Source organism: Orenia sp. (genome assembly GCF_055140805.1).
On the sequence record NZ_JBSQYM010000012.1, the window covers coordinates 15,553 to 28,973 of the forward strand.

13 protein-coding genes are annotated in these 13,421 nt (G+C 32.9%); 2 read left to right on the plus strand and 11 right to left on the minus strand.

Going from position 1 to position 13,421, the window contains the following annotated elements; genetic code table 11:
* Nucleotides 1-70: 70 nt before the first annotated feature.
* The 3 genes from ACTCDL_RS02620 to ligA form a co-directional block, all read right to left on the minus strand.
* The gene (locus tag ACTCDL_RS02620) at nt 71-259 is read right to left on the minus strand and encodes a hypothetical protein (RefSeq protein ID WP_463173792.1); all 189 of its coding nucleotides are present in this window, start codon (nt 257-259) and stop codon (nt 71-73) included.
* Nucleotides 249-692 (minus strand): peptidylprolyl isomerase, encoded by a 444-nt coding sequence (locus tag ACTCDL_RS02625; protein ID WP_463173794.1) that lies wholly within the window; start codon nt 690-692, stop codon nt 249-251. The genes ACTCDL_RS02620 and ACTCDL_RS02625 overlap by 11 nt, the downstream gene beginning before the upstream one ends.
* A 116-nt stretch (nt 693-808) precedes the next feature.
* Nucleotides 809-2,794, minus strand: coding sequence for an NAD-dependent DNA ligase LigA (gene ligA, locus ACTCDL_RS02630; RefSeq protein WP_463173796.1), 1,986 nt, complete (start codon nt 2,792-2,794; stop codon nt 809-811).
* Between the two features lie 465 nt (nt 2,795-3,259).
* Between ligA and ACTCDL_RS02635 the strand changes: the two genes are divergently transcribed.
* Nucleotides 3,260-3,937 (plus strand): potassium channel family protein, encoded by a 678-nt coding sequence (locus ACTCDL_RS02635; RefSeq protein ID WP_463173797.1) that lies wholly within the window; start codon nt 3,260-3,262, stop codon nt 3,935-3,937.
* A gap of 50 nt (nt 3,938-3,987) precedes the next feature.
* On the opposite strand, the gene ACTCDL_RS02640 is transcribed toward ACTCDL_RS02635, so the two are convergent.
* Nucleotides 3,988-4,911: a manganese-dependent inorganic pyrophosphatase gene (locus ACTCDL_RS02640; protein WP_463173799.1), complete on the minus strand. Its 924-nt coding sequence runs from the start codon at nt 4,909-4,911 to the stop codon at nt 3,988-3,990.
* 229 nt (nt 4,912-5,140) lie between these two features.
* Nucleotides 5,141-7,279, minus strand: a complete 2,139-nt coding sequence (gene pcrA / locus ACTCDL_RS02645) for a DNA helicase PcrA (RefSeq protein WP_463173800.1) — start codon at nt 7,277-7,279, stop codon at nt 5,141-5,143.
* Between the two features lie 484 nt (nt 7,280-7,763).
* On the opposite strand from pcrA, the gene ACTCDL_RS02650 reads away from it, so the two are divergent.
* The gene (locus tag ACTCDL_RS02650; protein ID WP_463173802.1) at nt 7,764-8,294 is read left to right on the plus strand and encodes a peroxiredoxin family protein; all 531 of its coding nucleotides are present in this window, start codon (nt 7,764-7,766) and stop codon (nt 8,292-8,294) included.
* A 72-nt stretch (nt 8,295-8,366) separates the two neighbouring features.
* Here the strand turns inward: ACTCDL_RS02650 and ACTCDL_RS02655 are convergent, their stop codons facing one another.
* The 6 genes from ACTCDL_RS02655 to ACTCDL_RS02680 form a co-directional block, all read right to left on the minus strand.
* Nucleotides 8,367-8,624 carry an AbrB/MazE/SpoVT family DNA-binding domain-containing protein gene (locus tag ACTCDL_RS02655; RefSeq protein WP_463173803.1) on the minus strand — a complete coding sequence of 86 codons (258 nt, stop codon included), beginning with the start codon at nt 8,622-8,624 and terminating at the stop codon, nt 8,367-8,369.
* 171 nt (nt 8,625-8,795) lie between these two features.
* Nucleotides 8,796-9,050, minus strand: a complete 255-nt coding sequence (locus ACTCDL_RS02660; protein WP_463173805.1) for an AbrB/MazE/SpoVT family DNA-binding domain-containing protein — start codon at nt 9,048-9,050, stop codon at nt 8,796-8,798.
* Nucleotides 9,051-9,290: 240 nt separating this feature from the next.
* The gene (locus ACTCDL_RS02665; RefSeq protein WP_463173806.1) at nt 9,291-10,679 is read right to left on the minus strand and encodes an NAD(P)/FAD-dependent oxidoreductase; all 1,389 of its coding nucleotides are present in this window, start codon (nt 10,677-10,679) and stop codon (nt 9,291-9,293) included.
* A 117-nt stretch (nt 10,680-10,796) separates the two neighbouring features.
* Nucleotides 10,797-11,471, minus strand: a complete 675-nt coding sequence (locus ACTCDL_RS02670) for a PrsW family intramembrane metalloprotease (RefSeq protein ID WP_463173808.1) — start codon at nt 11,469-11,471, stop codon at nt 10,797-10,799.
* Between the two features lie 10 nt (nt 11,472-11,481).
* On the minus strand, nt 11,482-11,709 hold the full coding sequence (locus ACTCDL_RS02675) for a hypothetical protein (RefSeq protein WP_463173809.1): 228 nt from the start codon (nt 11,707-11,709) through the stop codon (nt 11,482-11,484).
* A 335-nt stretch (nt 11,710-12,044) separates the two neighbouring features.
* Nucleotides 12,045-13,082 carry a YeiH family protein gene (locus tag ACTCDL_RS02680; protein ID WP_463173810.1) on the minus strand — a complete coding sequence of 346 codons (1,038 nt, stop codon included), beginning with the start codon at nt 13,080-13,082 and terminating at the stop codon, nt 12,045-12,047.
* Nucleotides 13,083-13,421: the final 339 nt, after the last annotated feature.

Genomic DNA, 13,421 nt, shown 5'->3' on the forward strand with positions numbered 1-13,421 from the left:
ATGAAGTTATTCCTTTCCTTTATATAAATTTACACAGTCTACTTAAATCAATATGAAGATTATAATAATTTTAAGTTAACAGTTGACCGTTGATAGTCAAAATCAAAATCTCTCCGAAAACCATTTTTGAATAAAACCTATCTTGCTCTTTAAGCTCATAGGATAGTTGAAAACTTAAATATGATTTTTTGAACTTGGCCTTAACTGTCAACGACCAACTAATAAAAATTATCCCACTAGCTATTATACTACTCTTCACCTTCAACAATAGTTACTTTGTTAATGACATCACCTTGTCTAATATCATCTATTACTTCAAGACCTTCTACTACCTTGCCAAAGCAAGTATGCTTTCTATCTAAGTGCTGAGTATTCTCTCTACCATGGCAGATAAAGAATTGAGACCCACCTGTATTTCTTCCAGTATGGGCCATCGATAATACTCCTCGATCATGATATTGCTTATCTCCATCTAATTCACAGTCGATAGTATATCCAGGTCCTCCTGTTCCAGTTCCCTTAGGGCATCCACCTTGAATTACAAAGTTAGGAATTACTCGATGAAAAGTTAATCCATCATAAAATCCTTCCTCAGCTAATTTACAGAAGTTGTCTACTGTATTTGGAGCATCCTGCTCATAAAATTCAATCTTCATTGTTCCTTTCTCTGTTTCCATGATTGCTTGTCTCATTATAATTCCTCCTTGTTTTTAGTGTGAGTTATTAGTGTGAGTGTGAGTTGAAAGATTTTAAATACTGTTGATTTTACTGATACTAATCACTCACACTGACACTGTGTAAGCTATTCTTAGCTTACACCTATCAACTCTTTAAATCCTGCTTCATTTAAAATAGTAACTCCTAATTCTTGAGCCTTGTCATACTTAGAACCAGGGTTATCACCTACCACTACGTAATCTGTATTCTTACTGACCGAGCTGGTGACCCTGCCCCCTAAGCTAGTGATGGCTTCTTTGGCTTCTTTACGGGTAAAGTCCTGTAAAGTACCAGTTACAACTACCTTCTTCCCTTCTAATAATTTTTCCACATTAGAAGTTTGAGACTCTAAATTGACCCCTGCTTCTCTTAGTTTATCAATGATTTTAAGGTTCTGCTCTTGATCAAAATATGTCACAATACTCTGAGCAATCTTAGGACCAATCTCATTGATTGCTGACAGCTCATCTTCACTTGCCTGAGTAATAGCCTCGATATCCTGATAGTTTTGGGCCAGTACTTGCCCTACTCTGCTACCTACATGGCGAATTCCTAAGCCAAATAATAATTGGGCTAAGGAGTTATTCTTACTCTTCTTTAAGGCATCAATCACATTCTGGCTGGATTTTTCACCCATTCTCTCTAAATTCATTAGCTCTTCTTTCTTTAGATAATATAAATCCCCTACATCACCTATTAATTCATTATCTAATAGCTGTTCTATCAAGGAAGGTCCTACTCCTTCAATATTCATAGCATTTCTTTGGACAAAGTGAATAATCTCTTCTTTTAATTGAGCAGGGCAGGCTCCACCAGTACAGCTGATTACAGCCTCTCCTTCTAAACGAACTGCTCCTGCTCCACAGACAGGGCATTCATTGGGAATAACAAACTTCTCTTCTTGACCTGTCCTCTTCTCTGGCAAGACTTTAACCACCTTAGGGATTATATCTCCACCCTTTTCTATAATTGCCTTGTCACCAATTCTAATATCCTTTTCATTAATATAATCTTGATTATGTAAAGTAGCCCGACTAACTACTGAACCATCTAAGTAAATCGGCTCTAAGATAGCCGTTGGATTCAATGATCCTGTTCTTCCTACTGTAATCTCAATATCCTTGATTATGGTCTCTTTTTGTTGAGCAGGAAACTTATAAGCAATTGCCCAACGGGGATGTTTAGCTGTACTGCCTAACCTCTCACGTAAAGCTAAATCATCCACTTTAATTACAATTCCATCAATCTCATAATTTAATTCATCCCTCTTTTGGGTCCAATACCGACAATATTCAATTACCTCATCGATATTAGTACATATTCTCCATTCAGAATTTACCTTAAAATTCAATTCTTTAAGGTAAGTTAATCTTTCACTATGTAAGCTAAACTCTTCTCCCTCTAGATAAGCACTATCATAGATGAAAATATCTAAAGGACGTTTGGCTGCTGTCTGAGGATCAAGCTGGCGTAAAGTTCCTGCTGCTGCATTGCGAGGATTAGCAAACTCTTCTTGCTGGGCTTCCTTTCTTCTCTGATTTAATTGGATAAATTTATCTTTAGGAAAGTAGACCTCCCCTCTGACTTCTAAATCAATCTCTTTATCTAATTTTAACGGAATACTCTTAATAGTCTTAATATTATGGGTAACATCTTCACCAATTTTCCCATTACCCCTGGTAGCTCCTTGGGCTAAGCTACCACCTTCATAGACCAAAGAAGCCGATAAGCCATCTATCTTCAATTCAGCTACATATTGAATCTCTTGCTCAACATCTCTTCTTATTCTCTGCTCAAAATCCCTTAATTCTTCTTCTGAAAAGACCTTGTCCAAACTCAACATAGCTACTTGATGCTCTACCTTTCTAAATTCATCGATAGGCTCTCCACCTACCCTCTGTGTCGGTGAATCAGGAGCAATTAACTCTGGATGTTCTTCTTCTAATTTCGATAACTCTTGCATCAGCTTATCATACTCTATATCACTAATCTTAGGATTATCTAAGACAAAATAATAATAGTCATGCTTATGTATCTTCTCTCGTAATTCTTCAATTCTTTTCTTGATATCTTCCATGTAAATCCTCCTATAACCAATATCTATTTGCTATCTAAGCAAATAACTAGACTTAAATTTTTGAATATGACTTTGTATGGGGATATTATGACACTTTTAAAATTAGCGTGAGTGGGGGTGTGAGTGTGAGTAAACCCCATTACACACACTCACACTCATAGCTCACACTCGACACGAAGTGTCGCATTATCTATCATAAGTTTCACTTTATTATATCATAATCTTTTAATAAGCATACCTTATACTATATTTTAATTAGTTATTATTATGAAAAATCCTCTATAAATTTAATATAATAAGCTAAAAATTCAAACAATAAACCTTGCTAATACACAGCTAATCATCTGTAAGATAATGGAATTTCTTTGCAACATACTTACCTTTATAGTATAATATATGATGGTCTTTTAAAATTTCTAATTTAAAAATTCTTACCCAAGCCTAATTGGCCAAGGAGGTAATAATATGAAAATAATTATTGTTGGTGGCGGTAAAAAAGGATATCAACTGGCAAAATATTGCCATAAATTTGGACATCAAGTTACAGTTATTGAATCCGATAAAAAGAAAGTTAACAAATTAAAGAATGAATTAGCAGTTGATGTTATCTTAGGTGATGGAACTCAAAGAAAATTTCTAGAAAAGGCGAAAGCTGATGAAGCTGATACAATTGTCGCTGTTACTAGTAATGACCAAGATAATCTGGTAATCTGTCAGTTAGCCGAGAGGCAGTTTAATGTTCCCAAAACATTAACCTTGGTAAATAATCCAGGTAATGAAAAGCTCTTTGAATGGTTAGGTGTAAATCAGGTCATTAGTTCAACCTCACTGATGCTGGGATTGATTCAAGAAGAGATAGCTATTAAAGAGACATCAAAGTTATGGGCTGATAGTATTAAGGACTTGAAGATGCACTATATTCAAGTAGGTGAAAGCTCTCCTATCCAAGATACCATGGTAAAGGATATTAAACTTCCTGATGAAGCTATTTTAATCACAATCTTACGGGGAGATGAAGCAATTGTCCCACGTGGAAATACTATAATCAAAGCTAATGATACTGTTATTGCTTTAGCAGATCCTGAAATCAAAGAGAAACTATTAGAGATAATGTCAGGCACAGAAAAAGAAAGAGCCTGTTAATATAAAAATGAGACCTAAAATTTTAGGTCTCATTTTTATTTAGAATTATTTTAGGCAAAGTAATCAGATAATACAGGGATAATCTGTTTCTTTCTAGACAACACACCATCTAGATAGACTTCATTCTCTCCAGCATCTACATCAAAGGCTCCAGCTACAATTTCCTTAGCTTCAGCATTATAAGTCAGTAGAGTACCTTCAGCCATAATATCTGTTATCATTAATAACAATGATTTATAACCTTCTGCTTCAACTAACTCTTTGATAGCAGTTATGATTTCCTCCTTTTTAGCAGTATCAACTTCATCTAAGCCCATAATCTCAATTTGCCCTACTGCAATCTTATCTCCAGCAAATTCATACTCCTTATAATCATTCTGTACCAATTCTTTAGCTGATAAAGTATTTACTACAGAACCAGCTTGGAATAATTCTTTGCCATACTCTTCAATATCTACTCCTAACTGTTTAGCCAACTCTTTAACAATCACCTTATCCTCTTTAGTACAAGTAGGTGACTTAAAGATTACTGTATCAGATAGAATTGCAGATAACAATAATCCAGCCATCGAATCACTAATCTCTACATTATTCTCTTTGTATAACTTAGTAACAATTGTACTTGTACAACCTACTGGCTCATTTCTAAAATAGATTGGATTCCCAGTATAGATACCACCGATACGGTGATGATCAACTACACCAACTATTTCAGCTTCTTTAATCCCAGGGATTGCTTGACTTAATTCATTATGATCTACCAAAAATATTTGGTCACCTGCAGATACTTTCTCTACTAGCTTAGGTGCTTTTACACCAAACTTATCTAAAACAAACTCTGTTTCTGCATTGATCTTACCACATCTGATCGCTTCTACATCTTCCCCTAACTCTTTTCTTAAATTTGCAAGAGTAATCGCTGCACAGATAGAATCTGTATCAGGATTCTGATGCCCTACAACATAAATAGACATTTCAATTCCCCCTCTTATTTAATTAATAATTGAATTTATGTAGCAACGAATCTCACTAATTTACGCTAATTTAAACTAGAACGATTTAAAATATTAATCTATCTAGTCTTTAATTCGTATGATTCGTGTTAATTCGCTGCAAAAAATATTTTAAACTATTTTCATTTTCTATATGATTTAAAATTATTTATGCAGTTTTTATTGTAAATTGTACATTATACATTGTCAATTATAATTTGGTCAACTTAGCATATTGGGTGGCTAACTCTTTGATACCTTCATTAGGAAAAGCAATTGTTGCTTTCTCCAAGCCACTATCCACAGCTACTGCAATTATAGTGCCTTTACCCCATTTTTGATGGAGTACTCTATCCCCAGCACTAAACTTGCCAGTTTCAACACTCTTAGTTTTCTCTTTAACTACCGCTTTCACCCTATTATCCTTCTTCTCTTTCTTTAAACTAAAGAGAGTCTTAGGAATTTCACTAATAAAGCGGGAAGGAGCATTATATTGAGATTTACCATAGACCATCCGATAGGTAGCATGGGTTAAATACAATAATTTCTCTGCCCTTGTAATTCCTACATAACATAGTCTTCTCTCTTCTTCAACCTCTGCTTCACTATTCATAGACATACTATGAGGAAATAATCCCTCTTCCATCCCTGCCAAAAATACTATAGGAAACTCTAATCCCTTGGCACTATGTAAGGTCATCAAAACTACAGCTTCAGCATTCTTATCAAGATTATCTACATCAGCTATTAAAGATACCTCTTCGAGATAATCACCTAAATTCCCCTCTCTATCCTCTTTATTGAACTCTTTCATATCAGTTAAAAGTTCATTGATATTCTCGATTCTACTCTCTGCTTCAATTGTTCCTTCTAATTTTAGGTCTTTTAAATATCCTGTCTTATCTAAAACTTTCTCTGTCAAAGCCAGTACAGATAATTCTTCTGCTTTAGCTCTGAATTGATTTATCATCTCACCAAAACTTCTTACTTTCGAGGTAGATCTTGCTCCAAGAGTACCAATCTTAGCAACCTGATAAACAGCCTCTAATAAATTAATCCCCTCTTTTAAAGCATAATCCTGTAAACGACCAATAGTAGTATTACCAATTCCCCGTTTTGGTACATTGATAATACGCTCCAAACTTATATCATCATCAGGATTATAAATGAGTCGTAGATAAGCTAAGATGTCCTTAATCTCTTTACGATCATAGAACTTCAATCCCCCAATTATTCTATAGGGAATCTCCTTTCTAATCAAAGCTTGCTCTAAACTTCTTGACTGGGCATTAGTACGATAAAGAATTGCAAAGTCATTAAAGCTGTAATCATCTCTTTCCTTTAATCTACTGATCTCATTAGCTATATAATCTGCTTCTTCTTGTCCACTTGATGCTTTATATAATCTTAAATCTTGACCTTCATCATTCTCAGTCCATAATTTCTTATCTTTTCTATCTATATTATTGCGGACCACACCAAAGGCAGCCTCTAAAATCTTTTTAGTAGAACGATAATTCTGTTCAAGCTTAATCACCTTAGTATTAGGATAATCATTTTCAAAGCTTAAAATATTACTAATATCCGCACCCCTAAAACCATAAATTCCTTGGTCATCATCACCAACAACACAGATATTCTTATATTTTTCTGCTAATAGATTTATCAATCTATATTGAGCATGATTCACATCCTGATACTCATCAACTAATATGTATTTAAAGCGTTCTTGATAATGTTCTAAAACTAGAGGATACTCCTCAAATAGCTCAACAGTCTTCATAATCAAATCGTCAAAATCTAAAGCATTATTTCCTTTCAACCTTTCTTGATATAATTCATAAACCTGTTTAACTACCTCTTCAAAATAGTTATTACTCTCATAATCCTTGGGGGAAATCAATTGGTTTTTAGCACTACTAATTGTTCCTAGTACTGCTCTAGGATTAAACTTCTTGGTATCTATATTCAGCTCTTTTAAAATATTCTTAATTAAAGTTCTCTGGTCACTGGTGTCAAAGATGACAAAATTAGTATTATAACCTAATTTATTTATCTCTCTTCTTAAAATCCGTACACAGATAGAATGAAAAGTACTCATCCAAATAGCCTTACTATCTGCAGAAATCAAATTTTCAATTCTCTCTTTCATCTCCCCTGCTGCTTTATTAGTAAAGGTTACAGCTAAAATATTATAAGGAGAAACACCGTATTCATAAATTAAATGAGCAATCCGATGGGTCAATACTCTCGTCTTACCAGAGCCAGCCCCTGCTAAAATCAACAAAGGACCTTGGTGATGTTTAACAGCCTTCTTCTGCTCAGGGTTTAGCCCTTTTAAAGTATCCATTTAAATCCTCCTAACCGACTTAGTATATATAAAAACTGAAAAAATTTCAGTTTTTATAGTGTCAGTAATTAGTGTAAGTGTGAGTAAGTTCAGGAGCATATACAACCTTTTAATTAAAAAGCTCTTTCATATTCTATATATTTTTTATCTTGATTAATTTACTCTAACATTATATATGAAAATTTATTCCTTGTCTAATCCAAGACGGATAAAGTAGACTAAGCTCATAAATTTAGTTAGATTTGAGTATAAGATGGAGGCTAATGAGTAGATTGCGACATTTTTAAAATTAGCGTGAGTGGGTGTGTGTGTGTGAGTAAACCCCAACACACACTCACACTCGACACAAAGTGTCGCATTACCTATCTATCATCTCATTTTGCCTCTACCACAAATACATTAATTTAGTAAAAAGACCCCCTCTCTTCATTACTAGTTATATTCAAATTTCCACTTTCATACTCTTTACAAAGGGAGTGATAAGATGAAAAAATTAATTCTGATATTAGTATCTTTTATCTTAATTGTTGGTTTTATCATTGGAGGGACTATAAGTGTAGTCTTTAAATTTAAAGCAACAGCTCATTCAGAGGAAAATTTCTTTCTACCTAAAGTAACTTTGAAAGATTTAGGAGGCAATAAAATAAAATTTAATAAAATTAATAAATCCACTATATTGTTATTCTGGTTACCACAATCTAAAAGTTGTCAACAGCAGTTAAAGATTTTATCCATTTTAAAAAAGGAATATACCAATAACTTAAATATAATGGTTATTAATATAGGTCAAATAGACAAAAAAGTAATGGAAAAGATGAATATAGAACTTCAAGAAGGTATCCCTATATTAATTGACGATAAGGCTGAACTGACTGAACAGCTGCAGATTACCACTATCCCTACTCTAGTATTTTATAATCCTGCTAAACAAGCAAAGACTATTATCGGCTTAAAAGAAGAAAAAGAACTAAAAAAATTAATTAAAAATTATTTTCCCACTTCAACAGCTAACTAAATCTATATAAACAAAAAAGTAAGTTGGACAGTTTGTCCAACTTACTTTTATAAGTAATCATTTCATAAATAATTAAGCAGTTTCTTGACTTTTGTCTGACATTTCTGATAAACATTCACTACAAACAACTTTTCCTTTAAAATCTAATGTATCTCCTGCATTTCCACAGAAAGTACAAGCTGGTTCGTATTTTTTAAATATAATCTTATCATCATCTACATAAATTTCCAATGGGTCTTTAGTATCAATTCCTAAAGTTCTTCTTAATTCAATTGGGATTACCATTCTACCTAAATTATCTACTTTTCTAACAATTCCTGTTGATTTCATCAATAAATTCCTCCTTATATTTTGACAGTGGTCGACACTTAATTATCTTTAATCCCATTATACCAACTACTAAAACTGGTGTCAAGTATTTTTTGTATAAAAATAGACTTTTTTCCTCAAAATATTTAAAATTCTATTTAAGGGATAAATTACTAGTAATTTTTTTGTATATTAAGCACTTTTACCCCTGTTCTTCATCTCATCTATACACTCATAACAAACGATCTTTCCTTTAAATTCTGTAGTGTTACCTGCATTTGAACAGAAAGTACAGGCTGGTTCGTATTTTTTAAATATAATCTTATCATCATCTACATAAATTTCCAATGGGTCTCTTGTTTCAATCCCTAAAGTCCTTCTTAGCTCAATTGGAATTACCATTCTACCTAGTTCATCTACTTTTCTAACAATTCCTGTTGACTTCATGACTCTGCACCTCTTCTAACTTATTTTATAATTTTTGTTGTTAAGACATTTTTCGACAAGTTCTGCAAAGAATTATATCAGAGTTTTAACATTATGTCAATAATTTTTCCAGAAATTTAAAATTAACTTAAATAATAGATGTTTTAATTGTCTAGACTGACAAATATAAGTGATTAAAAAATCACTTATCAAATGGAAAAAGTTCTAGTACATTTCACTAGAACTTTTTTATCTACCTATTTAATTATCTAATTTTTTTAATATATCTTCTGCAATTACAATTCCAGACGAGGAAGCCTGCATTAAACCACGAGTAATACCTGCACCATCACCTGCAGTATATAAATTCTTGATCTTACTCTCTAAGTTATTATTAACCTCTAATCGAGAAGAGTAGAATTTAACCTCTACCCCATATAATAATGTATGTCTAGAATAAACTCCAGGACAGATCTTATCTAAGGCTTGTAACATTTCATCTATTGCCTTTAGATGTCTATAAGGTAATACCAAACTTAAATCCCCTGGAGTAGCATCCTTTAAAGTTGGCTCTACTAAACCACGACTAATCCTTTCAGCAGTTGATCTTCTTCCATTTAAAAAATCACCTAACCGTTGTACAATTACTCCTCCACCTAATAAATTAGCCAATTTAGCAACATCTTTACCATATGTAATTGGTTCTTTAAAGGGTTCAGTAAAGTTCTTACTTACTAATAAGGCAAAGTTAGTATTTTGAGTTTTCATTGTAGCATGGCTATGACCATTTACTGTAATTAAACCATTATTATTCTCATTAACCACCTCACCATTTGGGCACATACAGAAGGTTCTGACCTTATCATCAAAGGTAGGTGAATGGTACACAAACTTGGACTCATAAACAACATCAGTCAGCTCTTTCATTATAGCAGCTGGTAACTCAACTCTAACTCCTATATCTACTGGATTAATTGTTGTAGTAATATCTAATCTTTGGGCTTCTTTACTTAACCATTCTGCATTCTCTCTACCAGGTGCTACAACTACTATCTCACTTCTAAGCTCTTCGTTCTTAGAAGTTTTTACCCCTGTAACTCTATCACCTTCAGTTAAAATCTCTGTCACCTTGGCACCAGTTCTAATTTCAACACCATTATCTGCTAGATATTCCTTCATCTCCGCTAATACACTCTTACTATGTCCAGTCCCTAAATGTCTAATTTTTGATGGAATAAACTTTAATTCAGCCATAGTAGCACGGTCATGAATATTTTGAATTATTTCATCAGAAGGACCATATACCTTATCTGGTGCACCAAACTCTTTATAGACCTCATCAGCATAAGCTATCAATTCAGATAATCTATCTTTACCTATATATTCATCTAAATGCCCACCAATCTCGTTTGATAAGGTCAACTTGCCATCACTAAAGGCTCCTGCCCCACCCCAGCCACATACAATAGAACAATTGTGACATTTAACACAATCTGTATTTTTTGATTTCATTGGACAATCACGTTTATAAATATCTCTACCCTTTTCCAAAATCAGAATCTCTAAATTACTCTTCTTTACTAATTCTAAGGCTGTAAATATTCCAGCCGGTCCTGCTCCTACAATGATTAAATCATAGTTCTTCGACATAAAATCACCCTTTCACATAGAGTAGAAAGTTCGTTATTACTCAACACACAATAACAATATTAACATAAAAAATAAATATTATCAAGTCAAAAACTAATAATATTTATTTTTCGCATGTTATTGTTCGTCTTGTTTGAAGGGTGATAATTCTACAGCACGGTTGATTAAAGAGACTAAATAGATATAAAAGGCAATTACCATTCCATAGACAAGATAGTTAGAGACCAAACCACTTATAATCAAGAAGTCATAAAGACCATGCAAAATGATAACTTGTAATAAACCAGTCCAGATTAAAGCAGGTTTTGACTCCAATTTAGCCTTCCCTAAATAATAGCCCATAATACCTGAGAAAGAAGCATGAATTAAACTAGTAACTATAGCTCTAATAATTCCAACTTTAAATCCAAAAACATAAGTATATAATAGATTCTCTAAAGCAGCAAAGCCCAAACCAGCAGCTACCGAGTAGATAATACCATCAACAACTTCATCAAATTCATCAGAATTATAGATGGTATATCTAATTACAGCAAATTTAGCAACCTCTTCTACCAAACCAACTATACCTATTGTTACAAACATTAAGGTTAAGAGATTTGATGGATTTGAAATTAATTTAGCAAAAGGGGCTTCTATTAATCCCACTGGAATAACGGCTAAAGCCCCATAAATAAATGCTTTTATAACTAAGTTAGCAGGTTCTGGTTCATATCTATCTTTACGATAAAAGTAATAAACCCATAATAGACCAGGTAATAGTGATACAACTAATAACCAAAATAGATTCATCATCTACCTCCTAATTGATGTTTTTCACTTCTGTAATTACTGGATTGACTATAAAAGAGATTTGGTCATAAGGCTTAACTTGATAGTCATCTAATTCATAGAATCCATTAACCAAAATATGATACTTTTCAGGAACTTGTAAAGATTTTTGTAAGTCAACTATACTAATGTAATTTTTAACAACCATTTTAAAATAATCATATCCTTTAGAACTGATTATTTCTATCCCAATTACCATTTTCTCACCTCATCAATTATTATATCTTAAATTATAATTACTATTCTTATTTTGATGATTAATAGTTTATAGATATCCAACTTTAGAATGAAACAATAGAAAGATAGTGTAACATTTTTTGGAATCTGGAATTAGTAGTCAGGAATCAGTTATAAACACTGGTTCCAGATCCCTGATTCCCGACACGAAAGTGTCGCTATATATCCATTAAATTACACTTTAGACTTGGACATCTATAATTTAAATATAAGTATAGGTTTAAGTATGAGTATTAGTTTAAATCTTAGTCTTAACCTTAAACTTAGCCTTAATTATAAAGTTAATTATAGAATAAATCAATAAATTATCAAAATCGCTAATAAGGTCACTATACTTACCACTATCTCTGCCCCTAAACCTACAAAAAAAGCTTTAAAACCCACTTGCTTCATTCTATCAAATTCAGTCCTAAATCCGACACCAGCAAAGGAGAGCATAAATGCCCACTTATATAAGTTCTTCATATCACCAACATTATCATGATTAAAAAAGCCTACAGTAGCTAATAAAGACATCAATAAGAATCCAATTAGAAATTTAGGAAATCTCTCCCAAATAAATTCACCCTTATGCTCTACCTCTCCACTGACACCTTTTCTAGCATAGTAAAGGGCAAAAAATAGAACAATCACTCCCATTAGAGCATTTCTAGAGAGTTTAGTTATAGTAGCCACTTGCCCTGCTTCTTCTGAAAAAGCAAAACCTGTTGCCAAAGATTCTGCTGTATTATCAATTGCTAAACCAGACCAGAATCCAAAAGCTTGATGGGATAAATCCATCACCTGACCTAATATTGGATATAAAAATACCATTACTGCACCAAAGATTAAGATAGTTGCTATAGCTAAACTTGCCTCCTCTTCATCAGCATCAATTGCTCCAGAGGCTCCTATAATCGCTGAAACACCACAAATACCAATACCAATTCCCAATAAACTGCCTAACTTATCACTTAATCCAAATTTCTTGGCTAAATATTTAGCTGTAGCAATAGATACTATTATCTCAACTATAACTAATATTAAACCTACTATACCTATCTGAAAGACACTCTGTAATGCCAATCTAGCACCCAATAATACAATCCCTAACTTTAACCAAAGCTCATAAGTCTCAATTCCTGGAATAAAGACCTTTGGTAACTTAACTGTATTACTGATTAACATTCCTAATAAGATGGCAATCAATACATATTCCATATGAGGAATATATCCTGCAATTATTTTAGAAAGATAACCTACTAAAAATAGGAGAGCTACCCCAGGAACCTTCTGAATAAAACAATTATTTAAACAATTGTTCTTACCCTTCTCTGCTAATTCTATAAAAGACATAATTATCCCTCCCTCTACCAAGGTATATTAGCTATTAATCCAAACTTAACTAATAAGCATAATATAAAGGCTATAATCACAGCCAACCAATCAGTACTAACCCCTATTTTCTCAAGCTCCATCCCCTGCCTCACCTCCCCTATAAAGTTATTATTATTAAATTAAAAATATGAAAAAACTTTAATTATAGTCATCCAACTTAGAATGAAATTTAAATATGACTTTATAGATAGATAGTGTGACACTGCCGTGTCTTAGTTTACAGTGTACAGTTAACGGTTGACAGTTAAGTTCAAAACATCTTAAAATCTTATAATATCAATGATTATAAAGGTTTTA

Bases quoted from the DNA above. Each gene is read 5' to 3' on its own strand.
- ACTCDL_RS02675 (WP_463173809.1), bottom strand. From the start codon at position 11,709: ATGGTAATTGGGATAGAAATAATCAGTTCTAAAGGATATGATTATTTT.
- ACTCDL_RS02650 (WP_463173802.1), top strand. From the start codon at position 7,764: ATGAAAAAATTAATTCTGATATTAGTATCTTTTATCTTAATTGTTGGT.
- pcrA (WP_463173800.1), bottom strand. From the start codon at position 7,279: ATGGATACTTTAAAAGGGCTAAACCCTGAGCAGAAGAAGGCTGTTAAA.
- ACTCDL_RS02640 (WP_463173799.1), bottom strand. From the start codon at position 4,911: ATGTCTATTTATGTTGTAGGGCATCAGAATCCTGATACAGATTCTATC.
- ACTCDL_RS02670 (WP_463173808.1), bottom strand. From the start codon at position 11,471: ATGAATCTATTTTGGTTATTAGTTGTATCACTATTACCTGGTCTATTA.
- ACTCDL_RS02635 (WP_463173797.1), top strand. From the start codon at position 3,260: ATGAAAATAATTATTGTTGGTGGCGGTAAAAAAGGATATCAACTGGCA.
- ligA (WP_463173796.1), bottom strand. From the start codon at position 2,794: ATGGAAGATATCAAGAAAAGAATTGAAGAATTACGAGAGAAGATACAT.
- ACTCDL_RS02625 (WP_463173794.1), bottom strand. From the start codon at position 692: ATGAGACAAGCAATCATGGAAACAGAGAAAGGAACAATGAAGATTGAA.
- ACTCDL_RS02680 (WP_463173810.1), bottom strand. From the start codon at position 13,082: ATGTCTTTTATAGAATTAGCAGAGAAGGGTAAGAACAATTGTTTAAAT.
- ACTCDL_RS02660 (WP_463173805.1), bottom strand. From the start codon at position 9,050: ATGAAGTCAACAGGAATTGTTAGAAAAGTAGATGAACTAGGTAGAATG.
- ACTCDL_RS02655 (WP_463173803.1), bottom strand. From the start codon at position 8,624: ATGAAATCAACAGGAATTGTTAGAAAAGTAGATAATTTAGGTAGAATG.
- ACTCDL_RS02665 (WP_463173806.1), bottom strand. From the start codon at position 10,679: ATGTCGAAGAACTATGATTTAATCATTGTAGGAGCAGGACCGGCTGGA.